At 63.6% G+C, this 25791-nt stretch carries 24 protein-coding genes; 15 read left to right on the top strand and 9 right to left on the bottom strand.

From position 1 onward, the window contains the following. Positions 1–9: 9 nt before the first annotated feature. From AC628_RS03605 to AC628_RS03585, 5 genes are all read left to right on the top strand, one after another. Positions 10–1506 (top strand): AMP-binding protein, encoded by a 1497-nt coding sequence (locus AC628_RS03605; protein WP_074125375.1) that lies wholly within the window; start codon positions 10–12, stop codon positions 1504–1506. Continuing rightward, positions 1503–2144: a TetR/AcrR family transcriptional regulator gene (locus AC628_RS03600; RefSeq protein WP_074125374.1), complete on the top strand. Its 642-nt coding sequence runs from the start codon at positions 1503–1505 to the stop codon at positions 2142–2144. Before AC628_RS03605 ends, AC628_RS03600 begins: the two co-directional genes overlap by 4 nt. Then, complete coding sequence (locus tag AC628_RS03595) at positions 2141–2914, top strand: SDR family NAD(P)-dependent oxidoreductase (protein ID WP_074125373.1); 774 nt, start codon at positions 2141–2143, stop codon at positions 2912–2914. Before AC628_RS03600 ends, AC628_RS03595 begins: the two co-directional genes overlap by 4 nt. Before the next feature lie 9 nt (positions 2915–2923). After that, positions 2924–4846: a flavin-containing monooxygenase gene (locus tag AC628_RS03590; RefSeq protein WP_074125372.1), complete on the top strand. Its 1923-nt coding sequence runs from the start codon at positions 2924–2926 to the stop codon at positions 4844–4846. A gap of 504 nt (positions 4847–5350) precedes the next feature. Next, positions 5351–5980 (top strand): 2-hydroxychromene-2-carboxylate isomerase, encoded by a 630-nt coding sequence (locus tag AC628_RS03585; RefSeq protein WP_074125371.1) that lies wholly within the window; start codon positions 5351–5353, stop codon positions 5978–5980. A gap of 39 nt (positions 5981–6019) precedes the next feature. Here AC628_RS03585 and AC628_RS03580 read toward each other — a convergent pair whose 3' ends face one another. Together AC628_RS03580 and AC628_RS03575 are read right to left on the bottom strand one after the other, a co-directional pair. Next, positions 6020–7030 (bottom strand): glutathione S-transferase N-terminal domain-containing protein, encoded by a 1011-nt coding sequence (locus AC628_RS03580; protein WP_074125370.1) that lies wholly within the window; start codon positions 7028–7030, stop codon positions 6020–6022. Continuing rightward, positions 7027–8523: a M81 family metallopeptidase gene (locus tag AC628_RS03575; protein ID WP_074125369.1), complete on the bottom strand. Its 1497-nt coding sequence runs from the start codon at positions 8521–8523 to the stop codon at positions 7027–7029. Before AC628_RS03575 ends, AC628_RS03580 begins: the two co-directional genes overlap by 4 nt. Positions 8524–8710: 187 nt before the next feature. On the opposite strand from AC628_RS03575, the gene AC628_RS03570 reads away from it, so the two are divergent. Next, the gene (locus AC628_RS03570; protein ID WP_074125490.1) at positions 8711–9505 is read left to right on the top strand and encodes a class II aldolase/adducin family protein; all 795 of its coding nucleotides are present in this window, start codon (positions 8711–8713) and stop codon (positions 9503–9505) included. Positions 9506–9722: 217 nt separating this feature from the next. On the opposite strand, the gene AC628_RS03565 is transcribed toward AC628_RS03570, so the two are convergent. Further along, complete coding sequence (locus AC628_RS03565; RefSeq protein ID WP_074125368.1) at positions 9723–10655, bottom strand: LysR family transcriptional regulator; 933 nt, start codon at positions 10653–10655, stop codon at positions 9723–9725. Positions 10656–10767: 112 nt separating this feature from the next. Between AC628_RS03565 and AC628_RS03560 the strand changes: the two genes are divergently transcribed. Beyond that, positions 10768–11094 carry a hypothetical protein gene (locus tag AC628_RS03560; RefSeq protein WP_074125367.1) on the top strand — a complete coding sequence of 109 codons (327 nt, stop codon included), beginning with the start codon at positions 10768–10770 and terminating at the stop codon, positions 11092–11094. A gap of 43 nt (positions 11095–11137) precedes the next feature. After that, positions 11138–11611, top strand: coding sequence for a hypothetical protein (locus tag AC628_RS03555; protein WP_074125366.1), 474 nt, complete (start codon positions 11138–11140; stop codon positions 11609–11611). 43 nt (positions 11612–11654) lie between these two features. Here the strand turns inward: AC628_RS03555 and AC628_RS03550 are convergent, their stop codons facing one another. Next, positions 11655–12164 (bottom strand): invasion associated locus B family protein, encoded by a 510-nt coding sequence (locus tag AC628_RS03550; protein ID WP_074125365.1) that lies wholly within the window; start codon positions 12162–12164, stop codon positions 11655–11657. 459 nt (positions 12165–12623) lie between these two features. Here AC628_RS03550 and AC628_RS03545 point away from each other — a divergent pair, with 459 nt between their 5' ends. The 7 genes from AC628_RS03545 (at position 12624) to AC628_RS03515 (ending at position 19949) form a co-directional block, all read left to right on the top strand. Then, entirely contained in the window at positions 12624–13088 is a 465-nt protein-coding gene (locus tag AC628_RS03545; RefSeq protein ID WP_074125364.1) for a GNAT family N-acetyltransferase, read from the top strand. Between the two features lie 307 nt (positions 13089–13395). After that, positions 13396–14988, top strand: a complete 1593-nt coding sequence (locus tag AC628_RS03540; protein WP_074125363.1) for an ABC transporter substrate-binding protein — start codon at positions 13396–13398, stop codon at positions 14986–14988. Positions 14989–15048: 60 nt separating this feature from the next. Continuing rightward, complete coding sequence (locus AC628_RS03535; RefSeq protein ID WP_074125362.1) at positions 15049–15984, top strand: ABC transporter permease; 936 nt, start codon at positions 15049–15051, stop codon at positions 15982–15984. Between the two features lie 67 nt (positions 15985–16051). Further along, complete coding sequence (locus AC628_RS03530; RefSeq protein WP_074125489.1) at positions 16052–16873, top strand: ABC transporter permease; 822 nt, start codon at positions 16052–16054, stop codon at positions 16871–16873. Beyond that, positions 16870–17850 carry an ABC transporter ATP-binding protein gene (locus tag AC628_RS03525; RefSeq protein WP_074125361.1) on the top strand — a complete coding sequence of 327 codons (981 nt, stop codon included), beginning with the start codon at positions 16870–16872 and terminating at the stop codon, positions 17848–17850. Before AC628_RS03530 ends, AC628_RS03525 begins: the two co-directional genes overlap by 4 nt. Further along, positions 17843–18853, top strand: coding sequence for an ABC transporter ATP-binding protein (locus AC628_RS03520; RefSeq protein ID WP_074125488.1), 1011 nt, complete (start codon positions 17843–17845; stop codon positions 18851–18853). Before AC628_RS03525 ends, AC628_RS03520 begins: the two co-directional genes overlap by 8 nt. 58 nt (positions 18854–18911) lie before the next feature. After that, the gene (locus AC628_RS03515) at positions 18912–19949 is read left to right on the top strand and encodes an AI-2E family transporter (protein ID WP_074125360.1); all 1038 of its coding nucleotides are present in this window, start codon (positions 18912–18914) and stop codon (positions 19947–19949) included. On the opposite strand, the gene AC628_RS03510 is transcribed toward AC628_RS03515, so the two are convergent. The 5 genes from AC628_RS03510 to AC628_RS03490 form a co-directional block, all read right to left on the bottom strand. Beyond that, positions 19946–21667, bottom strand: coding sequence for a metallophosphoesterase family protein (locus AC628_RS03510; RefSeq protein WP_245321008.1), 1722 nt, complete (start codon positions 21665–21667; stop codon positions 19946–19948). The genes AC628_RS03515 and AC628_RS03510 overlap by 4 nt on opposite strands. A gap of 42 nt (positions 21668–21709) precedes the next feature. Further along, a complete protein-coding gene (locus AC628_RS03505) occupies positions 21710–22852 on the bottom strand; it encodes an epoxide hydrolase family protein (protein ID WP_074125358.1) in 1143 nt (380 codons plus the stop codon). Positions 22853–23062: 210 nt separating this feature from the next. Next, positions 23063–23893 carry a hypothetical protein gene (locus tag AC628_RS03500; RefSeq protein WP_074125357.1) on the bottom strand — a complete coding sequence of 277 codons (831 nt, stop codon included), beginning with the start codon at positions 23891–23893 and terminating at the stop codon, positions 23063–23065. A 151-nt stretch (positions 23894–24044) separates the two neighbouring features. Continuing rightward, positions 24045–24608: an S-(hydroxymethyl)glutathione synthase gene (gene gfa / locus AC628_RS03495; protein WP_074125356.1), complete on the bottom strand. Its 564-nt coding sequence runs from the start codon at positions 24606–24608 to the stop codon at positions 24045–24047. 33 nt (positions 24609–24641) lie between these two features. After that, positions 24642–25751, bottom strand: coding sequence for an S-(hydroxymethyl)glutathione dehydrogenase/class III alcohol dehydrogenase (locus AC628_RS03490; protein ID WP_074125487.1), 1110 nt, complete (start codon positions 25749–25751; stop codon positions 24642–24644). Between the last annotated feature and the right edge of the window lie 40 nt (positions 25752–25791).

Raw genomic sequence — 25791 nt, 5'->3', positions numbered from 1 at the left:
GAGCGGCAAATGATCAATCTTTCCAGCTTCATCGCATTTCATGCCAGGCGGACGCCGGACCGCTGTGCGCTGAAATATCGCGGCGAAGACGTCTCCTATGCGGATTTTGACCTGCGGATCCGCCAGGTCGGCAGCTGGCTCGCGATGCACGGGATCGCGCCCGGCGATGTCGTCGCCGTTTTGATGAAGAACAGCACCGCCTTTCTCGAGTTGGTGTTTGCGACGAGCCATATCGGCGCGGTGTTCCTGCCGATCAATTATCGCCTGTCGGCCGATGAGGTCAGCTACATCGTCGGCAATTCCGGCGCGCGTCTGCTCGTCGCCGACGAGGAATTTGCCGCGATTGCGACCGGTGACGCGCCGGTGGTGCTGTTGGGGGAAGTCGCGCAATCCAGCGTCACCAACCTTGCGCCCGACATCGCGCCGGCGCCGATCCACGTGCGCCAGCCGCGCGACCTGATGCGGCTGATGTACACCTCGGGCACCACGGATCGTCCCAAGGGGGTGATGCTCACCTACGAGAACATCTACTGGAAATCCGCCGACCAGACCCTGGTGCTCGGATTGAACGCCGACACCCGGCTGCTCGTGGTCGGCCCGCTCTATCATGTCGGCGCGCTCGATTTGCCCGGTATCGCCGTGCTCTGGCATGGCGGCATGCTGTGCATTCACCGCAGCTTCGAGCCCGAACCGGCGCTCGCCGCCATCGAGCGCGAGAAGCTCAATGCGGCGTGGTTCGCACCGGTCATGACCACGGCGCTGCTTACCTGCCCGAACCGCGAGCGCTACGACGTCTCAAGCCTGGGATGGGCGATCGGCGGCGGCGAGAAGACGCCAGAGGTCCGCATCCGCGCCTTCTCCGACCATTTCAGGAATGCGCGCTACATCGATGCCTACGGCCTCACCGAAAGCTGCGGCGGCGACACCTTCATGGAGGCCGGCCGGGAGATTGAGAAGATCGGCTCGACCGGCCGCGCCATCGCCCATGTCGAGATCGAGATCCGCGACGACACGGGCAAGCGCCTGCCCGCGGGCCAGGATGGCGAGATTTGCCTGCGCGGCCCGAAGGTGACGCAGGGCTACTGGAAAGATCCCGAGAAGACCGCGTCCGCCTTCTTCGGCGACTGGTTCCGCACCGGCGACATCGGCCATCTCGACGATGACGGCTTCCTCTATCTGACCGACCGCAAGAAGGACATGATCATCTCCGGCGGCGAGAACATCGCCTCCTCCGAGGTCGAGCGCGTCATCTACGAAATCCCCGGGGTGCGCGAGGTCGCGGTGATCGGCCTGCCGGACGCCCGCTGGGGCGAAAAGCCGGTCGCGATCGTGGTGCTGGCCGACGACGCAAAGCTCGACCTGCCCAATCTCACCGAATTCTGCCGCACACGGCTCGCCGGCTTCAAGGTGCCGCGGCAGCTGATCGTCCGCGACAGCCTGCCGCGCAATCCATCCGGCAAGGTGCTCAAACGCGTGCTCCGCGCCGAACTCGAGGCCACCGCATGACACAAGCGACACCTGCCAAGGTGACAAAACTCAACCGGGTCGAGCGCAACGCCTGGACCAAGCAGAAGATCTTCGACGCCGCGACCAAGATCGTCGGCAAGTATGGCTATGCCGAAGCCTCGGTCGCCCGCATCACCGAGGCCGCCGGTGTCGCGCAGGGCACGTTCTACAATCATTTCGAGAACCGGCAGGAACTGCTCGATCAGCTGCTGCCGAAGATCGGCCTCGACATGGTCCGCTTCATCCATGCGCGCACCGGCACCGCTAGCGAGGCCCGGCAAGAGATCGAGCGCTTCAGCGCCTTCTTCGATTTCATCCGCGAGGTGCCGGAGTTTCTCCGCATCCTCAACGAGGCCGAGTTCTTCGCGCCGACCGGCTACCAGAAGCATTTTGACAACATCTCGAGCGCCTATGTCCGGATCCTGCAGCGGGCGCGGGCGGCCGGCGCGACCAACATTTTCAGCGACGAGGAATTCGAGGCCATCGTCCAGGTCCTGATGGGAGCGCGCGGCTATCTCAGCCGGCGATATTCCTATTCCGAACAAGGTGTCACCGCCGTGCCCGATTATGTGATCACGGCCTATCAGAAGCTGGTCACGCGTGGCCTGTTCAACAGCAACGAAGGGAAGAAGCGATGAGCGCCGACGGCACCATCCTCATCACCGGCGGCAGCCGCGGCATTGGCGCTGCGACCGCAACGCTGCTTGCCGATCAGGGGCATCGCGTGGTCATCGTCGACATCGCGCCGGAGCAACTGGTCGGCACGAACGCCATCCTCTGGCCGGCGCCGTTCGATGTCGCAAGCGAAGCCGCTGTCGTCGCCGGCATTGCCGATATCGAGAGAGCGCACGGCCCGATCACGGGCCTCGTCAACGCGGCCGGTGTGTTCGGCAAGATGCACACGATCGATCGGGTGCGGATGGAGCAATGGGACCGCGAGGTCAATATCGACCTGCGCGGCACCTTCCTGGTCGCGCGCAGCGCCGGCATCGGGATGGCGAAGCGGCGGCACGGTGCAATCGTCAATGTCGCCTCGGTGGCCGGCATGACGTCGGGCCCGATCCACGCCTATACCGCAGCGAAGGCCGGCGTCATCCAGATCACGCAAACGCTCGCCGCTGAATGGGGCCGTAGCGGCGTGCGCGTCAACGCAGTATCGCCCGGCTTCACCCGCACGGCGGCGCTCGAAGCCGGCATCGCGTCAGGCGCGCTGAACAAGGACCTTCTAGCCAGCCCGACGGCGATGAACCGCTTGGTTGAGCCGATGGAAGTGGCGCAGGCGATCGCCTGGCTGCTCTCGCCGCAGAGCAGCGGCGTGACCGGCATCAACCTGCCGGTCGATGCCGGCTACATCGCGGGCACCACCTGGGCCGCCTATGGCGGTTTGCCGGACGCACCACGCAGCTGAGGACAACGCATGAATATCGAGCTTCCGCGCCAACACCTGGACCTGTCCTCCGCCATTGCCGAGGGCGACATCCGCGTGCTGCTGATGGTGCTGGTGCACATGACCGGCGACGAGAAATGGCTCGAGCCGCCCTACAAGCCGAAGCGCGACGTCCGCCTGATCCCCGATCCGGATGCCGGCGTGCCGAAGGAGATCCAGGACGAGATCCGCGCGGCGGTCTTGAACCTGTTCGCGAACGGGACGCCAAAGCCCGTCATCACCGATCCCGGCAACGAGCTGATGCTGCGAATGATGCGCGCGACGCTCGGCGAGAACGTCGCGCCCGAATACGCCCCGCTGATGCGGGAGGAGATGGGCTTCGTTCCCCGCGAGGCGCGCTGGCGCGAGCGTCCCGCTGACGAGAGGCTGGCGCAGCAGCATGTGCTGATCGTCGGCGCCGGGGTCTGCGCGATTGCGCTCGGCGTTGCGCTCGGGCGGCTCGGCATTCCCTACACGATCGTCGAGAAGCAGGACGAGATCGGCGGCACCTGGTACGTCAACCGTTATCCCGGCTGCGGCGTCGATACGCCGAACCACTCCTACTCGTTCTCCTTCGGCACCCGCAATCCGTGGACCCGCTACTTTGCACAGCGACAGGAACTGCTGGATTATCTGCTCAAGGTCGTGCGCGAACACGACATCCGCAGACACGTCCGCCTCTCGACCGAGCTCGTCGCCTCGCACTGGGACGAAGCCAAGCGCAGCTGGATCTCGACGCTGAAGACCGCGAACGGCGAGGAGACCTTCGAATCCACCGCGCTGGTCAGCGCGATCGGGCAACTCAATGATCCCTTGCCCGCCCGTTTCGACGGCGACGAGGATTTCGCCGGCCTCAAGGTTCATTCGGCGCTGTGGTCCGATGGCATCAAGCTCGACGGCAAGCATGTCGCCGTGATCGGTACCGGCGCGACCGCGATGCAGCTGGTGCCGTCGATCGCCGACCGCGTCGCCTCCGTCACCGTTTACCAGCGCACCGCGCAGTGGGCGCGTCCGGTGAAGGGCTATTCCGATCCGATAACCGAGGGCGCGCAGTGGCTGCTGGCGCATCTGCCGTTCTACGTGCAGTGGTATCGCTTCAACATGTTCTGGCGTTACGGTGACGGCCTGTTGCCGTTCCTGCGCAAGGATCCGGCCTGGCCGTATCCCGACCGCGCCGTCAACAAAGGCAACGACCGGCATCGCCAGGAGCTGGCCGAGTTCATCCTCTCCGAGCTGAAGGATCGCCCCGACCTGATCGAGAAGTGCATACCGACCTATCCGCCCTACGGCAAGCGCATCCTGCTCGACAACAACTGGTTCAAGACGCTGACCAAGCCGAATGTCGAGCTGGTCACCGACAACATCGATCATTTCGCGGCTGATGGCATCGTCACGGCCGACGGTACATCGCGGCCGCACGACGTCATCGTGATCTCGACCGGCTTCAAGGTCTCCGAGATGGCGGCGCGTCTCAACATCACCGGGCGCGAGGGCAAGAACCTGAAGCAGGTCTGGAGCCATGACAATCCGACTGCCTATCTCGGTCTCACCGTGCCTGACTTCCCCAACCTCTTTCTGATGCTCGGGCCCAACTCGGGACCTGCGCATGGCGGTAGCGTGATCTTCCAATCGGAATGCCAGAGCCGCTACATCTCCGCCTGCCTGGTCGAGATGATCGAGAACGACATCGCTGCGATCGACGTGCATCCCGACGCGCATGACGAATACATCCGCAACGTCGATGCCGAGCACGAGCAGTTGATCTGGACGCATCCGGGCATGACGACCTATTACCGCAACAGTCGCGGCCGTGTGTTCTCTGCAATGCCGTGGCGGTTCGTCGACTACTGGAAGATGACGCACGATCCCGACTTCACGCAGTATCGAAAGACCAGGGCGCGACAGGGAAGCTGACCTGAATTCCCCTGTTCGTTAACTTGACAGCAGGCCATAACTGCCGCAGCATTTCGATGACTGCACCTGTTGGGGTGCTGGAGCGCCTGCTCCTCGCGTCGCAGGAATTGACGGACGATTATGGGATCGACCGCCAGGCAGCAAAAGCGGACAGATGTCCGTCGGCCCACCCTTGGAGAGGAGCATGACGCCACCGGCGAAAGCCAGCGACCTTGCTCAGCGGCAAGGTCTCGGTGCACGTTGAGGCGATAGCAGCTGCTAGCCGCGTGCGCTGCCGACAATCTGAACATATCCGCAGGACGAGAGCGCAAAGGCCAAGCGCTTTTCGATCCCGAAACACCACTGGTCTATACCAGAGATTCTTCGCTAAAACGAAGTAGCAGGACCCCGCGATGCTTGAATGCACCGGGGTCCATTCGTTTGCCCGCCATCTCCCCTTCATCGCGTCGCATTGCGCGATCGCACCGGATCGGGAACAATTGTCCTGACGGGTGAGGAACGCTGATGGAAAAGCCGAAGGTCAGGATCTACACCGACTACAAGTCTCCCTACGCCTATGTCGCCAACAAGCGGCTGTTCGAGCTCGAGGAGACCTGCGGCGTCGAACTGGAATGGCTGCCCTACACGCTGCGCATTCCCGAGTTCATGGGCACGGTCGAAGAGCGCACGCCGCATTTCTGGCGCAAGGTGCGCTACTCCTACATGGATGCGCGGCGGTTCGCCAACGCACAGGGACTGACCATGAAGGGCCCGCGCCGGATCTACGATGCCTTCTACTCGAGCGCCGGGATGCTGTTCGCGCAGCGCCATGGGCTGTTCCGGCCCTATCATGACACGGTATTCCGGAGGTTCTGGAACCACGAGCTGGAGCTCGACGAGTTGTCGGAGATTGCCGGCGTGATTTCCGAGATCGGCGGCTCTGCCGACTCGTTCGAGACCTATGTCAGCGGCCCTGCCCGCGCCGAACACGATCGCGTCATCGACGAGGCCGAAGCGCTCGGCGTGTTCGGCGTTCCCAGCATGGTGTTCAACGGCGAGCTGTTCTGGGGCGGCGACCGCATCGACCTGCTGATCGAACGGATCAGAAATCCGGAATCGATCGCGCTCGCGCTCGGGAGCAGACATCGAACCTAAACTCACACCGTTTTGAACCTGCTTGCCCTCCCCGATCGATCAGCCTCCATCCAGGATGGCCCAGCATCCGGTGCGCTCCAGTACGGCCTTCAACGCAGTGCGATCGCCGGCACCAAGCGCGGCGAACTTCTCGCGCAACTGCTGCAGGCACTTGACCTGATACTTGAACGGCGCCAGCGCGTAAGGCAGTCCCCAGACCTTGATCTCGAGGCGCTCAAGGCCCTTCGCGAATGCATCCGCATTGGCGGCGAGGAACGGCAGATAGAGTTCGCCCGCGATCCGCAGCAATGCTTCAGCGGACCTGCCAAGCGCCTGCTCGCGCGGATACCAGGCGCCTTCGACACCGGATGCGTCGTCGAGCCGCCGCACCCAGTGATCGGTGAACGGCGCGCGTTCGCGCATGATCCGCATCGGGGTCGGGTCGGTCGCCATCTCGCTGAGTTGTCCGAACCAGGCAAAGTCCGCCAGCGACGGCCGGCTGCCGAACAGATAGTTCGTCATGCCGACATGCGGCTCGAAAGCTGCCAGCGTCCGCCGATAGCTCTCCTCGAGCAGCGGCCGGTTCTCATCCGTCGCGCCGAGAATGACCATGCGCGAGATCTGCCGCTGCCGGAACTCCTCGATCTCCTCGCGGCTGCCGGCTTCGGCTTCCGACGTCGACCATTCCTCACCCGCCCAGCGCGAGACATAGGCCTGGTCTTCCGGATCCCACCAGCGATAGAGAAACAAGGGCTTCACTGCCCATTCATCGGCGAGATCCTCCAGCAGATCGCAGACGAACGCGACCGCCTTGTCCTCGGGGATCACCGAGCGCCCCTGGTGGCGCGCTTCCAGATCATAGGCGAGCGTCGTGGTCTCGCCGCGATAGCTGCCGTCGGGATATTGCAGCACCGGGATCAGCATCGGCTTCAGATGCGCGGTCGCCGCGCGCAGCGCCTTGCTCATGATCACCCAGTCGTGCGGGATCCGCCGGTAGCGCATCAATGCCCGCAGCTTGATCGCATAGGGCGACGCGGTCGAACCGATCAGGCGATAGCGGTCCGCGGTCATGACGATGCCTCCGGAAACGCTGGATTGCCGTAGGGATAGAACCTCGTCAGGTCGACATTCCTGTAAGGCAACTTGTCGAGGCGCGTGGTGCCGAGGAACGGCTGCTCCGGCTCGACCAGCAGGATCGTCTTGGCAAAGCCATTGTCGTCGAAGCCGCGCCGGAAATGCACCCGCGACTTGATCGCCATCACCTCGAAGCTGCCGATGTCAGGCACCAGCGCCTTCAGCGAAAACGGCTCCATGATCTGCACCAGATAGGTGGAGAGGATCAGCACATTGTTGCGGCCAAAGCGCACGCAGACCCAGAACTGGCCGTAGCCCTCGCCCGCAGCCGAGATGGTACCTTGAATACGAACCGGATCGCCCGCCGACTCGTCGGCGCGGCCGCCGATCTCCATGTCGAAGGCATCGCCGGCCTTGGCGCCGGCTGCCTTCAGGCTAGCGGTCGCCCGGGCATCGGCGATGGTCGCGATCACCGTGTTGGCGAGATCCTGCGCGATGATCTCGCGCAGCAGCCAGGTCGCCGATCCCGACCGGTCGCTGTGATCGGCGAGCACCACCGGCGTATTGCGGTCAGCGACGGCCTGCTTCGCCAGCGCGACGCCCTCGGTGATGCTGCAGAGTTTCGTCGATTGCAGCAGGGCTCCGCGCAGCCGCCAGATCGTGCCCGCGAGATCGCGCGCGATTTGCTCGGCGAGCTTTGGGTTGTCGTTGGTCAGAACCTGCACGGTCATGCCGACATCGGGAACATCGGCGAACGGGAAGCCAAAGAAGATGTTGACGTAAACGTCGACCTCGCGGGCCTCCCACACCAGCGCGCGCTGCACGAGATCCATCCAGGGCCGCGCCCCGGTCCATTGCAGCACGGTGGGTGAGATCACCGGAACCTTGATCGTCCTGTGCACCGGCTTGTAGTCGCCGCGGATCGCCCGCACCAGCATGCGCGCCGCGCGCTCGCCCTGCAGATGCGCATCATAATGCGGGAAATATTTGACGGCGAACGCCATGTCCGCCTGTTCAAGGAACGCCTCGTCCTCGTTGCCGTGAGGATCGAAGGTCGCGGCGATGAACGCCGAGCGGCCGACCACCTCGCGCACCTGCCGCGCCAGATCGGCCTCCGGCCGCGGCACGTCGCGCACCGCCATAGCGCCATGCAGGCACAGATAGACGCCGTCGAACGGCCCCTCCTCCTCGAGCCCGGCGATCATCTTGCCGGTGAAGGTGCGATAGGCTTCCTGGGTGATCCAGCCGGATCCGGTGTAGGTCTTCGGCCAGAGCGGGGATTCGATGCCGACCAGTTCGACTTCGGAGAACTCGCGCGCAACTTGCACGAAGCCGCCCATGTAGTTTCTGGGATCGAACTGCAGCAGCGCTTCGCCCTTGGCCGGCGAGCCCGGATAGATGAAGTCGTCGAGGGTGGTCTCGTTCGGCAGGAACGAGACGGTTTCGTGGCAGAAATGCAGGACGGCGATACGTATCTTGCGATCGCTCATTTTGATGCGCCTCGGCTGTTTTCCGCATAGTGGCATCGAAGGCGCCGCGCGCCAATCCGCATTCGGTTTTTGCCCGCCAGACCTGCAAATAAGCAGACGCGTCACGGCTTGCCGCCGCGCGGATTCTGCTATGTTTCAAGCCAACAATCGGGCCGCGGCCTCGCAGAAATCTCAAGGAGAGAACGCCATGAATCCCCCCGTCAGCTCGCCGGCGATCAAGGTCGTCAAATCCGTTCGCGAGCAGGTGAGCGCCGAGGAGTGGCAGGCCCGCGTCGATCTGGCCGCCTGCTATCGTCTCACCGCGATGTACGGCATGACCGAGATGATCGCGAACCACATCTCCTGCCGCGTGCCCGGCACCACCGACCAGTTCCTGATCAACGCCTACGGCATGCTGTATGAGGAGATCGACGCCTCCAGCCTGATCAAGGTCGACGTCGAGGGCAACACGCTGCTCAACGCAACCGACTACGACGTCAACGTCGCCGGCTTCGTCATCCACAGCGCCATCCACATGGCCAAGCACGACATGGACTGCGTCGCGCACACCCATACACCGGCGGGCATGGCGGTCTCGGCGATGGAATGCGGCCTTCTGCCGCTGGCGCAGACCTCGATGCGCTTCCTGCACATCGCCTATCACGACTTCGAAGGCATTGCCGACAATGTCGACGAACGCGAGCGGCTGGTCCGCGACCTCGGCGACAACGAAGCGATGATCCTGCGCAACCATGGCCTGCTGGTGGTCGGCCGCACCGTGCCCGCCGCCTTCAACGTGCTGTTCCGCCTCGAGCGCGCCTGCCAAACCCAGGTGATGGCGCTGTCCTGCAACACCAAGCTGATCTATCCGCCGCAGAACATCCTCGAAGACACCTATGAGCGGATGCTGCCCAAGCCCGGCCGCGCCGCACGCAACGGCGAGCTCGCCTGGCCTGCGCTGCTGCGCAAACTCGACCGGGCGGATCCGTCGTATCGGAATTGAGGCGCTCGATCGCGAAGGGCTGCCCCCAGCAACGGTGTCGTCCCTGCGAAAGCAGGGACCCATACTCCGCGGCGAGCGTCGTGAACGGGACTCGTCGTTCCGACATCGCTCAACAATAACCATTGGTGGTTATGGGTCCCTGCTTTCGCAGGGACGACAGTGTGTGGCGCAGCTTGAGACTCATACGCCCGCCCTCTCGCGACATCGCCGCGCCGGCTCACAGTTCGGCTGCCAGCTGGACCACCTGGTTTCGCAACCAGGCATGGGCCGGATCGTGATCGTAGGAGGCGTGCCACAACAACGTCGCCGGCATCTCGTTTAGCTCCACCGGCGGCGGGCTGAGGCTGAGCCCGAGTTCGGCGGAGAAGCGCGTGGCCAACCGTGAACCCATGGTGACGATGACAGGCGCCTGCGCCACCAGATGCGGGACGGTGAGGAAACGCGGCGTGGTCAGCGCAACCGTGCGCTGCAGGCCGAGCTTGTCGAGCGCTTCGTCAACGATGCCGCGCACGTTGCGGGCAGGCCGCAGGCTGGTCAGCACATGCGGAAGCCGGACGTAATCCTCGAGCGAGATCGGAGGCGTGATCCCGGTCTTCTCGGCATTGAACATGCACACGAAGCGCTCGGTCAACAGCGTGCGCCGCTTGTGATGCAATTGTCCCTGCGGGAGCGGCCCATGGGCGACTGCAAGATCCAGCTCATCGGCGTCGAGGTCATCGAGCAGCCGGGACGAATCAACATTGTAGAGCCGGAAGTGAACGCCAGGTGCGATCTCGCGCATGCGCGCCAGCAGAGCGGGCATGATCAGGATCTCCATGCTGTCGGATAGTCCGAGTCTGAACGTCCGCACCGCCGTGGCCGGATCGAAGGCCTGATCGCGCAGCACCACCGCCTCGACCTGCGCAAGCGCGCCCCGCACCGGCTCGCGCAGGGTTGCCGCACGCGGAGTGAGGCGCATGCCGTCGGCCCCACGGGTCAGAAGCTCATCACCGAACAGCTCACGCAAGCGGGCAAGGTTGTGGCTCATCGCGGATTGGCCAATCCCGACGCAAGCCGCCGCCTTGGTCACGCTCCGTTCGGTCAGCAGCGCATCGAGATGAACCAGCAGATTCAAGTCGATACGACCTAAATTAGCGATATCGATGGCCATTATCGATCTCATCTGTTTGATCGATGATCATAGCCTGACCATCTCCTCCGGCAAGGGAGCAGACGGGCCACCGCCCGCCGCCCAAGTCCACCCCAAGCCAACGGAGGATCCCATGTCGATCCGCAGCACAATTCTAGCCGCCGCCCTAAGCCTGGCCTCGCTGGGAGCCGCGCACGCAAGCACGCTCAGGCCGATCGAAGGTCAAAGCGTTCGTCTCGGCGACCTCGCCGGCATCGTCTACTACACCGTCGAGCGCGACGGATATCGCGTCGTGACCACGCTGGCAGAGGGCGCGGCCGGGACGCCGATCCGCTTCGTATCGGTGCTGGCACCCGGTCAGCGCGCCCTGCTCTCGACGCCGAACCAGGCAGGCGCACTGGAGATCAGCCGAAGCGGCGACGGCCTGACCGTCCGCACGTCGGGCCCAGTCTCCAATTAGTTCCGACACCGCCGTCTTTCCGTCACTTGTGCAGGAACCCCAGATGTCCACCATCCGCCTTCATCGAACGACGAGCCTGACGCCCGAGCAGTACGTAGCCGGCCTCACTGACTTCGGCCCGGGCCGCTCCAAACTCTTTGGCAACAGTGCCGATGCCTATCTCAAGGTGCATGATCGCGGCCGCTCGGACGCCGACGTGACGGAAGGCTCGGGCGGCATCTGGGAGCGCTTGTACTACGATTGGTCCGACCCCGATCACGTCGTCCTGACGACGATCGACTCCAATGTGTGGGGCGGCGCGTCGGGCCACACCTACAACTTCACGCGCCGGCCCGATGGCACCACCGACATCGACGTGATCGTGGTGCGCGATGGCAAGAGCCTCAGGGGATGGATCCTCGGCCTTGTGCTCCGCACCGTCGGCCGAGGCGTGCTGGTGAAGGCGTTCGAAAATTCCGTCACGGCGATGGAGGCCCGCAATGCTGCCGCGAATAATGGCGATCGGTTCGCCGCGTGAATAGCCTTGCGGCCTCGCGCAGGCCGTGCTCGCAACGTGCCGGTCAGCTGCCAAGTTGAATGGTGCGCTCCAACGCCGCGGCGAAGCCGCTGAGCGGGACATTGAAGACGACCGCCTGCCCGGTGTTGATGTTCTGCGCGGCGACAGTGAGCGTCTTGGCCTTGCTCATGGTGTCGGTGACAACAGTGGGAAAGGACACCGGAAGCAGACAGCCTTGCGCGGTGCAGGTGGAGAAGCGCGTCTGCTCCAGGCCTTCGGCCTTTCCGTTCCGTGGCAGCAGTTCGATGGCGAAGACTTGCTGATTGGTCTCCTTGGAGGTCTGTGTCTGACTGAGAGTGCAGAGCCTTGCGCCGCCGTCGAGCTGACATTTGACGATCCAGTCTCCGTGGGTCTCACTGATCGCGGACGCGCCCTTGGGAAGCTGCACGGGGTGGACCGCGCTATCCATCGCGGATGTCTGGCTCCGCGTGTCGATCGGAACAGAGACGGTCCCTCCGCTGGCGTCCGACATATCGGGCGTTCGAGTGGCCTGCGCCGAGCCGATGCCGGCCATGATGGCGAGAGCGACGATTGCCCGAAGACGTCCGTCTGCTGCACTGACCCTCACTGCACTGACCCTCTCCATGCATTCACCCCGTCTCATCACGCCGCGAAGCCGATTTTGCTTTGCGTGGGCAAACTTCCCACGCAAACGAGACACATCTACTTGGAGAGCCTCGGATATGCAAGAGATTATCGCCGCCAGCGTGATTGTTGCGATCGTTGCATTCTGCGGCGGGTATTTTTGGGCCATCGCGCGTGAAGTCAGGGCCTCGAGCAGGCAACGTCGAAAATGACGCAGGATGGGTGGAGCGCACTGATGCCCATCCAGAGCGATTTGCCCGCGGCGTGTCTCTTACAAAGGCGCGATGCGATCAGCTTGAACCGTCATCGCGCTTTAGTTCCTCGTTCAGGCATGATCTTCTCGGAAAACCGCTTCGCACTTTTCCGGATCATGCCTTAAGGTCGCCGGATGGACATGCTCGTCAAGCTCTATGCCCTGCCCGATTCCCGGCCCGCCTACGATCGATTGCAGCAGGCCGGAATTGTGATGCGCCGCGCGCTCGCCCCCGAAAAGCACAAGGTCACAGCCTGGGTAAGGGAGACCTTCAGCGAGGCATGGGCCAGCGAAACCGAGGTCGCGTTCAGCCGCGAACCGATCTCCTGCTTCATCGCGATCCAGCAAAAGAAGATTCTGGGATTCGCCTGCCACGACGCGGCCTGTCGCAACTTCTTCGGTCCGACCGGTGTCGCGCCGAAGGCCCAGCAGGGCGGAATCGGCAAGGCGCTGCTGTTCGCCTGTCTCGAGGACATGAAGCACCAGGGCTTCGGCTACGCCATCATCGGTGGCGTCGGGCCAGCAGACTTCTATACGAAGGCCGTCGGCGCCGTGGCCATCGAAGGCTCCGCGCCGGGAATTTATCGGGGGCTGCTGTAGATGGCGGGTTGCGCTTCGCTCGACCGATAGCAGCCTGCGTTCGAATCCTGCCTTGGCGGATTCAGGACGGAACCCGAAATCCGTTCAATCGCGATCGCTTACATACAAGCAAGAGTTGCACTGCAGTCGGCGCCACCGCATCGCAGATGCACGCCATGCGTTGCGCTTCCGTGATCCCGCTCCTCGCATCGAGGCGGCACAAATATTTGGTGCCGGTCGCCATCGACACGACATGAGGACCTTGCGCTTGACATGCCGCCGATGGTCAACTCGCTGATCGGAATGTTCCTGCATCGTTGGGGGAAACATGAAGTTTAAGTTGATTGCGATCGCGGCCGGCCTGGGGCTCGCACTCGCCGCCACGGCGGCGGCGGCCCAGACACCGCGCAAGGGCGGGACCATTCGCATGACGGCGCCCTACGGCTCCAGCTTCACCAGCATGGACATTCACACGACGCCGCGCGCCCAGGACGAGATTTACGCCAAGGCCCTGCACCGCTCGCTCTATATCTGGGACTCCACCGAGGGCAAGCCGGTTCTGGAACTTGCCAAGGAGGTCGTCGTCTCGGGCGGAGGTCTCGTTCATACCTTCAAGCTGCGCGACGACGCCTATTTCCACAACGGCCGCAAGATGACGGCGGACGACATCATCTGGTCCTACAATCGCATCATGGACGGCACCAAGGCCTATCCCGGCGCACGCTTCGTCCGCATCATCGAGGGCGCGGCCGAGGTCGAGAAGGGCCAGGCCAAGGAGATCTCCGGGCTGAAGAAGATCGACGACTTCACCCTCGAAATGAAGCTGACCGAAAAAGTCGATCCCGCTTTCTATTTCTTCACCGCGCTGACCTCGATCTATCCCGCCGACGAGGGCGCGAAGGAGAGCTTCATCCAGAAGCCGATCGGTCTTGGTCCGTTCAAGTTCGTCGAGCACGTGCCGGGCTCGCGTATCGTGCTGGAACGCTGGGACCGGTTCTACAAGCCCGGCAAGCCATACGCCGACAAGCTCGTCGTCTCGCTGATGGGCGAAGCCGCGGCGCGCGACGTCGCCTTCCGCAACAAGGAGATCGACACCTCGGTGCTGGGGCCGGCACAGTATGTCGCCTATCAGGCCGACCCCGACCTCAAGGGCACCATCGTCGAGGTCGCCGAGGTCTTCACACGCTATATGGGGATGAATCCCGCCTTCAAGCCGTTCTCCGACAAGCGGGTTCGCCAGGCCATCAACTACGCGATCGATGCCGACCTGATCATCAACAAGCTGGTCAAGGGCAAGGCCTATCGCGCCACGAGCTGGCTGCCCTTGACGTCGCCCGCATACGACAAGGCCATGAAGCCCTACCCGTATGATCCCGCGAAGGCGAAGCAATTGCTCGCGGACGCGGGTTATCCCTCGGGCTTCGAATTCGAATGGACCACCAGTCAGAATGAAAGCTGGGGCCTGCCGATCGTCGAGGCCGCGATCCCGATGCTGGACAAGGTCGGCATCAAGGTGAAGGTCAAGCAGGTCGAGACCGCGGTGCTGGCGGAGGTCATTCGCAAGGGCGACTTCCAGGCCTTCATCTATTCCCAGGCGACCGGCCCGGATCCACAGGCCGCGCTCAAATGCTTCCACTCGGCGACGCCGCAATCGGCCTGCAACTACACCAACTTCAAGAACGCGGAGTTCGACAAGGTGATCGATGAAGCCGGGCAGACCGACGACGCCGCCAAGCGCGTGCAGCTGCTGCAAAAAGGCAATGGGCTGCTCCGTGAAGAAGCGCCGGTCTGGTTCTTCAACTACAACAAGGCGGTCATGGCGGTGCAGCCCTGGCTCAAGGGAATCCAGCTGGACGCAACCGAACTGACCCATCAGAATGTCGAGGACCTCTGGGTCGACGAGACCTCGCCCGCGAAGTGACAGGTGCCATCGTCCTCCCTCCATCACGAGACATGATGGAGGGAGTGAGGAAAACGTCCAATGCTCTCCTTCGCGATCCGTCGAATCCTGCAAACCATCCCGACCGTGCTGGCCGTCGTGCTGCTGATCTTTGTGCTGTTCAGCGTCGTCCCGGGCAGCATCGTGTCGAGCATGGGCGACGACGGCCGCGGCCCGACAGACCCGCAGGTCGTGGAACGCATGAAGAAGCAGCTCGGGCTCGACGATCCGGTCTACGTGCGCTTCGGCTCCTATATCGCCAAGCTCGCGACCGGTGATTTCGGCACCTCGTTCCGGACCCGCGAGCCGGTCACGACCATGATTGCCAAACGGATGTGGCCGACGCTGCAATTGATATTCGCAGCCTTGGCATTCGCGGTTGCGGTCGGCGTACCGCTCGGCTTCATCGCCGCGCTGAGGCCCGGCAGCTTCGTCGACACGATCTCGATGGTGCTGGCGGTATCCGGCCTCTCGATGGCCAAGTTCTGGCTCGGGTTGCTGCTGATGTATCTGTTCGCATTGAAGCTCGGCTGGCTGCCGAGTTTCGGCTATGGCGATGGCGGGCTCAAATACCTGCTGCTGCCCGCCGTGACGCTCGGCGTCTCGCCGATGGCGCTGCTGGCGCGGACGACGCGTGCGGCGGTGCTCGAGATCATGACCGCGGATTTTGTCCGCACCGCGCGCTCGAAGGGCATGAGCGAGACCCGGGTCGTGACCTGGCACGTGATGCGCAATGCCCTCGTCATCATTCTCACCGCGATCGGCCTGCAATTCGGCGTCGTGATGGGCCAAGCGGTGGTCGTCGAGAAACTATTCTCCTGGCCCGGCATCGGCTCGCTGCTGGTCGATAGCGTCCTGCAGCGCGACATTCCTGCCGTGCAGGGCACCATTCTGGTGGTGGTGCTGTTCTTTCTCGCCGTCAACACACTGGTCGACCTGCTCTACGGCGTGATCGATCCCAGGATCAGATACGCATGAGCGGCCGTCGGTTTCATCACACCTTTGCACGATGGACCGTGCAGCCCGTCACGGCGGAGCGGCCGCGATGAAGCTTGGCACCAGCGCGATCATCGGCGGGATGCTGTTCGCGCTTGCGATCTTCGTCGGCCTGTTTGCGCCCTGGCTGGCACATACCGATCCTGTCATGGGCGCCAACCTCATGAATGCAGAAGAACCGCCGAGCTGGATCTGGTGGTTCGGCACCGATGCGCAGGGCCGCGATATCTATTCCCGCGTCGTGCACGGCGCGCGCATCTCGCTGACCGTCGGCATCGTCTCGCAGCTCGTCAACAGTGTCATCGGCGTGACGCTGGGCTTGACCGCGGCCTATTGGGGCGGCTGGTGGGACGATTTCGTCAACGGGCTGACCAATCTCATGCTGGCGATCCCCTCGCTGATCTTCGCACTCGCCATCATGGCGGTGCTTGGACCCGGCCTGACGAGCCTGCTGATCGCGCTGGGACTGACCAACTGGTCGTTCACCTGCCGAATCGCACGGGCCTCGACGCTGTCGCTCAAGAGCCAGGGCTACGTACAGGCTGCCCGCGTGCTCGGCTATGGAGATCTGCGCATCATGATCACGCAATTGCTGCCGAACATGATCGGTCCAATCATCGTCATCGGCACGCTCGGCATGGGAGGCGCGGTGCTGGCCGAAGCCTCGCTGTCGTTCCTCGGCCTCGGCATCCGTCCGCCCTATCCCAGCTGGGGCAGCATGCTGTCGGAGGCGCGCGACCAGATCACCACGGCTCCATGGCTGTCGGTGTTTCCGGGCCTTGCGATATTCCTGACGGTGCTCGGCCTCAACCTGCTTGGCGACGGCTTGCGCGACGTGCTCGATCCTCAGTCAAGGAGCCGGCGCACATGACGGCCGCTTCGCTCATCGAAGTCGAGGACTTACGCATCGATCTCGACGACGGTGCCAGGCATGTTGCAGCGGTCGAAGGCGTTTCATTCCGCATCGATCGCGGCGAGACATTCGGCCTTGTCGGCGAGTCCGGCTGCGGCAAGAGCATTACTGCCCTTGCCCTGATCGGCCTGCTGCGCCGGCCGCTCTCGATCGCCGCCGGCGCCATCCGCTTCGAAGGCCGCGAGATCCAGGGGCTTTCCGCGGCCGAGCAACGCGCGCTGCGCGGCAACCGGATCGCCATGATCTTCCAGGAGCCGATGACGGCGCTCAATCCGGTCTCGCCGGTTGGCCGGCAGATCGCGGAAATGTTCGTGCTGCACAAGGGCAAGAGCTGGCGAGAAGCAAACCAGCTGGCCGTCGAGGCGCTGGCGAATGTCCGCGTCCCCGCGCCGGAGCGGCGGGTGAAGGATTACCCACACCAGCTTTCCGGCGGCATGCGCCAGCGCGTGATGATCGCCATCGCGCTGGCGTGCGATCCGGATCTTCTGATCGCCGACGAGCCGACCACTGCGCTCGACGTGACGGTGCAGGCGGAGATCATCGAGCTGCTGCGCAATTTGTGCGCCGAGCGCGGCACCGCAATTCTGATGATCAGCCACGATCTGGGCCTGGTCGCCAACGTCTGCCGCCGCGTCGGCGTGATGTATGCCGGCCGCATCGTCGAGGAACGCGGCTCGGACGACATCTTCCGCGCCGGCGCGCATCCCTACACGCAAGGCCTGGTCGACTCGCTGCCACGGCTGGGGAGCCGCGCAGCGCTTGGCCGGTCGCGGCTCAGGGAGATCGCCGGCGTCGTACCCGCGATCGCGGATTTCCCAAGCGGCTGCCGATTCAATCCGCGTTGCGCGCGGGCGACCGAGATCTGCCGGACCACCGTGCCGGAGACGACATGGCTCGGTGCAGGCGGCCTCGTCAGGTGCCACCATCATGCTTGACCCCGCGGTGAGGCCCGGCGACGACGTCATCCTCAACGTGGAGGATCTCGCGGTGCATTTTCCGCTTGGCGGCGGCCTGCTCGGCGGCCATCGGCTGCTGCGCGCGGTCGACGGCATCGATCTCGAGCTCAAGCGCGGCGAGTGCCTCGGTCTCGTCGGCGAATCCGGTTGCGGCAAGTCGACCGTCGCCCTTTCGCTACTTGGGCTGCTGACGCCGACGCGGGGCAGGATCGTGCTGGACGGGCACGTCGTGACGGAGCGGCGGTCGGTCGATCGAAAGCGATTGGCCCGTATCGCCCAGATGGTATTTCAGGATCCTTACGCCTCGCTCAATCCACGCCAGACCGTTCGCCGCACGCTTGAAGACCCGCTCCGCCTGCATGGCGTGACGACCCAAAGCGAGATCGACGGACGCGTTGCCGAGATGCTCAGGCATGTCGGCCTGCGGCCCGAACAGGCCGGCCGCTACCCGCATGAATTCTCGGGCGGCCAGCGCCAGCGTATCGGCATCGCCCGCGCGCTGATCCTCAATCCGAAGATCGTCATCTGCGACGAACCGGTATCGGCGCTCGATGTCTCGATCCGCGCTCAGATCATCAACCTGTTGCTGGAATTGAAGGAGAGCCTCGGCCTCTCCTACATCATGATCAGCCACGACCTCGGTGTGGTCGAGCACATGAGCGACAGGGTCGCGGTGATGTATCTCGGCCGCATCGTGGAGACGGGCGGCTGGCGCGACATCTTCGAACGGCCGGCGCACCCCTACACGCAAACCCTGATCGCCGCGATTCCCGATCCGCTACGCCGCGCGCCGCTGGCGACGGCAAGGGGCGAGCTTCCCAAGCCACTCGATCCGCCGGACGGATGCGCATTCAGTCCGCGCTGTCGTTACGCCGAAGCGGTGTGTCGTCGCGCACCCGCGCCTTCGCTTGAAACGCGTCCGGACGGACACTCAGTGCGGTGCTGGCGAGCCGACGAGATTGCCGGTCAGCTTCCAAGCTGAATGGTGCGCTCGAGCGCCGCATTTGCCTGCGGGGCGCGTTTTCTACTAAGGTCGCCGGATGGTGATAGGCGGGTTGAAGATCACGACCGGCATCATTGCCGCGGTACTGGTCACTGCGGCGGTGGCTCAGGCGCGCAGCGTGCTGGCCCCGCTTGCGGCCGCGCTGTTCATCATTGCGATCGTCTGGCCCGTTCAGGAAACGCTGCAGTCGTGGCTGCCGAAACTCCTCGCGCTCGCCATCACCGTCATCGTTACGACCACCGCCTGCATCGCATTTGCCTCGCTCGCGGCGTGGGGATTCGGTCGTGTCGGGCGCTCCTTGCTTGCGGATGCGGTGCGATATCAAACCTTCTACGACGCCGCGGTGATATGGCTGGACGGCCACGGCATCTCGTTTGCAGGCCTTTGGGCGGAGCATTTCAATGTCGGCTGGCTGCTGCGCGTCACGCAATACGTCACTGGCCGCGTCAACACCACGTTGAGTTTCTGGCTCATCGTGCTGGTCTATGTCGTGCTGGGACTTCTCGAGGTCGAAGACGCTGGTCGACGAATCCAGCGACTGGAGAATCGCACAGCCGCGCGCGTCTTGCTCAAGGGCAGCAAGGCCACGGCCGCCAAGTTTCGCAAATATATGCTGGTGCGGACGCAGATGAGCGCGGTCACGGGTCTCCTGGTCGGCCTGTTCGCCGCCGTGACCGGACTGCCATTCGCGTTCGAATGGGGCGTTATCGCCTTTGTCCTCAACTACATTCCTTTCATCGGGCCCTTCATCGCGACATTGTTCCCGACGCTGCTGGCCATGACGCAGTTCGAGAGTTGGCCCGCGGTGTTTGGTGTGTTCGCCTGTCTCAACGTCATCCAGTTCGTGGTCGGCAGCTATATCGAACCGCGGGTGGCTGGCTCGACGTTGTCGATCTCGCCGTTCCTGGTGCTGTTTGCGATCTTCTTCTGGAGCTCGCTTTGGGGCCTGTTCGGGACTTTCATCGGCGTGCCGATCACGCTCGCTATTCTGACCTTCTGTGCCGAGAGTCCGTCGGCCGCATGGATCGCTGATTTGTTCGGCGGAACGCACGAAGAAAGGCCGGAAACGCCTTAGCTTCCGGCAATTTCCACCCGCTCGGGCTCGGCGAGGCAGAGCTTCCGGTCCGGCCCGACCACCATTCTGTGGATATAGAAATAGGTGACCGCATCATCGGCCGCCCCCATCACCGGCGACGGGGCCGAGACGATCTTCGACGCACCGCATGTACCGATCCAATCGATATGCCGGTGACCGTGCATCACGACCGAGCGATCGGAAAACTTTTGCAACCTGCGTACAAACCAACTGCCGTTGATCAGGGCCGTCCCGATGCGTTCGGCAAACGTCTTGACCGGCATCGGATACTCCATCAAGTGATGATGCAGCGCGATGATCCAGCATACCGTCGGGAAATGACGGATTGCAGCCTCCAATCGCCGCGTTTGCGCTTCCGAAACCAAACCGAGCGCGTTGGTGAAGGAAAAGTGGGTTTCTGCGTTGGAGTTGAGTATGGCGATCCCGAGGCCGCCATCCCGGTCCGGCGGCAGGATCATCGGGAACTGGTCATCGAACAAGCCGCGGATCGCCACTGCACGGCGCACACCCCCGTGCTGCGCAAATTGCACTATCCGGTCTTGGTAAGGTGCCAGCGCCTGGTTCAGCGTAGCCGATGGTTTGCCGGAACCGTCGATGACACGCACGCGATCGCCCTGGACGGCCGCAATCGCCGACAGGGTACGCATCTGCCGTAGCCGCTTGCCTGGGCTGAACGGCAGGTCGAGGCGCGCGGGATTGGTGCGATCCACGACGTTAACGTCATGATTGCCCGGAAGCATGATGATGCGTGCTGCAAGCTCAGGATGACCTGCCAATGCATCGAGAAATTCCGCCCATTCGCCGGGCCGGCCGGCATCCGTCATATCGCCGCTGATCAGCACATGGTCGAGTGGATCGACGGCGTGAATTTCGGCGAGGCGAGCCAGCACGCGATGGAAGCGCTGGTTTCCCCGCGGGCCGGCCGTCCCGCTTTCGATGCGGAAGCCGTATCGCTCACCGACCACATGAAGATCCGACAAATGCGCAAGGCGCCAACAGCGGCCTCCGAGCGGCGTCGCGTCGAAGGCAGCAAGGTCGGCCGGTTGATCCATGCTGGCGTCGGCCACACTCCAGGCCAGTGATGCGACCGCAAGATAGCTGGACACCAGCACCACGGCGTTCGCGAACGTCGGCACCACAAGACGATGGATCAGAACAAGGTCATTGACGGTCGCAGTCCATTGCGAAGCAGGCCAGGACAGGACCGCGATCAATGCCGCACCTGCAGAGAGCAGCATGCCGGCGCCGATCGAACAATTGCGGCGCAGCCTTATGCGAGAAGCAGGAGTTGCGCCGGTTCGCCAGAGCAGTTCCGCCAGATGGCCCAGCGCCTCACGCGTGAAGGCGTAGCTCGGTTGCACCGCGAGCGCGTTCAATGACCAGAAGTTTGTTTCTGCGATTTGAAACAGCGGTCGCCCGCCGAGCCACCCTAACGCTACGATCACAACCAACGCCAGCACGGCCCCCACTTCGGACAACGCCAGAACTTGTTGCGAAAGGCTCGAGATCCAGGCGGACGCGACCAGCGGCGCAAGGCCGAGCAGCAGGCCCGGAAGCAGAAGTGAAACCGTCCAGGCGAATAACAGCTTCGCCGGGCTTATCTCAACCAGAAGGCTGCCCACGATCGCGAACAACGAACGCTGTTCGGGACTGGCGGCATTGTCCTCAAAGTCGCCGTCGCGGGGATCAAGCAGCACGCCGACGTTCCTCCGTTGCGCAGCGCATTGACACAAACGCGGCTAGCGCAGCTTCCCGAAAAACTCCCGAACCTCGCCAACGAACAGCTCGGGCTGCTCGAACGCGGAGAAGTGCCCGCCCTTCGGCATCTCGCTCCAGTGCTGGATGTTGGTGAAATTGGTCTCCATCCATTTGCGGACCGGCGTGACGATCTCCTTGGGAAACACGGCAACGCCGGTCGGTACACTCACCTTGTGCGGGGTTCGCTTGCCCGGCCCGAAGCTTTCCCAATAGAGCCGCGCCGACGATGTCGCCGTCTCGGTGAGCCAGTACAGCATGACATTGTCGAGCAGTTCGTCGCGGTTGAGGATGTTTTCCGGATGCCCGTCGCAGTCGGTCCAGGCCCAGAACTTTTCCAGGATCCAGGCCGCCTGCCCGCTCGGTGAATCCGTCAGGGCATAGCCGAGCGTCTGCGGCCGGGTCGACTGCTGCTTGGAATAGCCGGAATCCCAATCGGCATAATATTTGATGCCGTTGAGCGCGCGGGTCTCCTCCGGCGTCGGCTGCCCCTCGACATTGGGCCGGGTCGACATCGCAAGCGTGATGTGGATGCCGGCGCAATGCGCCGGATCCTGCCCGCCGATCGCGGTCGTGACCGCGGAGCCCCAGTCGCCGCCTTGCGCGAAATATTTGGTGTAGCCGAGCCGGTCCATCAGCACTGCCCAGGCCTTCGCGATCCGGTCGACGCCCCAGCCCGTCGCAGCCGGCTTGGCTGAGAAACCGAAGCCGGGCAATGACGGGCACACCACATGGAACGCATCGGCGGCGCTGCCGCCATGCGCGGTCGGATCAGTCAGCGGTTCGATCACCTTGTGGAATTCGACCACCGATCCCGGCCAGCCATGGGTGATGATCAATGGCCGCGCCTCCGGATGCTTCGAGCGGACATGGATGAAGTGGATGTCGAGCCCGTCGATCTCGGTGGTGAACTGGCTGAAGCGGTTGAGCCGTGCCTCGCGCTGCCGCCAATCATAGGTCTCGGCCCAATACTGGCAGATGTCCTTGATCCATTTCAACGGCGCACCCTGGCTCCAATCGTCGACCAGTTCGGCTTCCGGCCAGCGGGTCCGGCGCAGCCGGGTACGCAGATCCTCGAGGACCTCGTCGCTGACGGCGATGCGAAACGGGATGATGGCGGTATTCATGGCGTCTCCCCGGAATGCAGAGCTTTCCGGGGAAGATAGGGCGGACCGTCAGCCGATCAAACCGTCGCGTGAGGCTATTTGCCGATCGCCGTCTCCAGCAGCGCCTGGGCCTGCTTGGTGGCTGCGGCGAATGCCGGCTGCTCCGGGGCGTGCTGAACGAAGCAGCGCTTGAAGCCGTCCTCGCCCTGCTGGCGCAGGTCGCCGAGCTTGTCATAGGCCGCACGGGTGCTTGCGCTCGAGCTTCTCGGCGGCCGCGTCGGCCTTCTTGTTGTAGTCGGCGCGGATCGCGGTGCAGGCCGGCACCTGCACGGTGGGCGCGATCTCGCCATAGGCGATGTAGAACTTGCCGTTGGCGAGCGCTGCGACAAACACCTCGTCGGCCGCCTCTGGGAACGAATCCTGGGTACGGCCGGCCAGAAAACCGTAAGTCAGCGTGGCCGACGCCGGTTTGGCGACCGGCAACTCGTTGAAGTTGATCACGGCCGCATCGGTCGAGATCGCCTGGGTGTAGAGGCCCTCGAACTTCAGCGCCGGTTCGATCTGCTGCGGCACGTTCTTGCTGCCCTTGTCCCACCAGGCCTTATGCTCGTGCAGCCAGCGGGTGAACAGGGCTTCGGATGTGACGATGATGTGGGCTTTCGGCTCGACGAAACTGCCGTCGGCGCGCTTCTCGCCGATCTTGCCGCCGTCCCTGCCGGTGTCGGCATCGAAGCGCAGGCCGTCGAGCATGCCGAACCCCATGTCGCCTCTATATCCCATGTCGCCTTTATATAGAGTGTCGAGATTGAGCTGGGCGGGCGCAAAGCCCGGCCGGGCGGGCTGCGACAGGATCGCGGCCAACTGGCCCTTGAGCTCGTCGCGCGCGGCTGCCTCGACCTTGTCGACGGCCTCGTTGATCTTGTTGTCGTTCGACAGCCTGGCGAATTTGGCGATCGCGGCGTCACGCGTCGCGATGTAGCGGTCTTCTGGCGACGCGGAGCGGGCCGGCGAGAAGATCAGGATCGGGGACAGGACGAGGGCAAGGCGGAACATAAAATGCATGCCCTGTGGTCGCCCGCAGGGCATGCAAGGTTCAAGGTCACGGGTACTACCAGCATATCCGTCGCCGACAGGCCCTCTGCCGGCGACGAATCTCGTCAGGACGGACTGGTCGGGCCGCCGTTGTCGGCTGCCTTGGTCAAGCCGGGCCCTGTCAGGCCGCCTTGGATTTCGCCACGTGGGTGGCGATCGCGTCCATCAGCGGCGGCGACAAGCAGTCATAGGGCTCGAGCCCAAGCTCCTTCAGCCGCGACCTGATCCCGGCCATATCGGCCGGCTTGACGCCGGATTCGATCACCGACGACACGAAGGCGGCAAACCCCGGAGCCGCCGAGCCCGACTCCTGGAACAGCTCGGGATGGATGAAGTCGAGGCCATAGAACGGATGGCCCTTGTTCTCGATCCGGCCATACATGTGGGTGCCGCATCCGGTGCAGGCATGACGCTGGATCACCGCGGCGGCATCTACGATCTTCAGCTTGTCGCCGTTCTCCAGCACGGTGACGTTCTCGCGCGGGACGACCGCGACCACCGAGAAGGTGGCGCCCGAAGGCTTCCAGCACTTGGTGCAGCCGCAGGCGTGGTTGTGGGCGACGTCGCCCTTGACCGCGACCTTGACCTTCTTGTCCGCGCATTTGCAGACGAGCGTGCCGCCGGCAAAACTGCCGGAACCTTGTTTGACGCCATTGTCGACCGACGGGTGGATATGAACAGTCATTGGTCTATCCTCCTAGTGCTTGGTGTTTTGATTTCAGAATACGACGACCGAACGGATCGATTTGCCCTCGTGCATCAGGTCGAAGCCCTTGTTGATCTCGTCGAGCTTCAGCACATGGGTGATCATCGGATCGATCTGGATCTTTCCGTTCATGTACCAGTCGACGATCTTCGGCACGTCGGTGCGACCGCGCGCGCCGCCGAATGCGGTGCCCTTCCAGACCCGCCCGGTGACGAGCTGGAACGGCCGGGTCGCGATCTCCTTGCCGGATTCCGCGACGCCGATCACGACCGAGACGCCCCAACCACGGTGACAGGCTTCCAGCGCCTGCCGCATCACGTTGGTGTTGCCGGTGCAGTCGAAGGTGTAGTCGGCGCCGCCGTCGGTCAGGCCCACCAGGTGCTGGACGATATCGCCGCTCACCTTGGTCGGGTTGACGAAATGCGTCATGCCGAACTGTTTGCCCCACGCTTCCTTGGAGTCATTGATGTCGACACCGATGATCTTGTCGGCGCCGACCATCTTGGCGCCCTGGATCACGTTGAGGCCGATGCCGCCGAGGCCGAACACGACGACGTTGGCGCCCGGCGTCACCTTGGCGGTGTTGACGACCGCACCGACGCCGGTGGTAACGCCGCAGCCGATGTAGCAGCTCTTGTCGAACGGCGCGTCCTCGCGGATCTTGGCGACCGCGATCTCGGGCAGCACGGTGAAGTTCGAGAAGGTCGAGCAGCCCATGTAGTGGAAGACCGTCTTGCCCTTGTAGCTGAAGCGCGAGGTGCCGTCCGGCATCACGCCCTTGCCCTGCGTCGCGCGGATCGCGGTGCAGAGATTGGTCTTCTGGCTCAGGCAGCTTTTGCACTGCCGACATTCGGGCGTGTAGAGCGGGATCACGTGATCGCCAGGCTTCACCGAAGTCACGCCGGCGCCGACCTCGCGGACGATGCCCGCGCCTTCATGCCCGAGGATCGAGGGGAAGATGCCCTCGCTGTCGAAGCCGTCGAGCGTGTAGGCGTCGGTGTGGCAGATGCCCGTCGCCTTGATCTCGACTAGGACCTCGCCGGCCTTGGGGCCTTCCAGGTCCAGCTCGACGATCTCAAGCGGCTTCTTTGCTTCAAATGCGACTGCGGCGCGGGTCTTCATCTTGGTCTCCACAAAACATCAAACAGGTTTGTCATTCGCG

Source organism: Bradyrhizobium sp. NAS96.2 (assembly GCF_001908235.1).
Classification (GTDB): domain Bacteria; phylum Pseudomonadota; class Alphaproteobacteria; order Rhizobiales; family Xanthobacteraceae; genus Bradyrhizobium.
The sequence above is the reverse complement of the archived record's forward strand: the minus strand, read 5'-3'. Positions and strand labels throughout refer to the sequence as shown.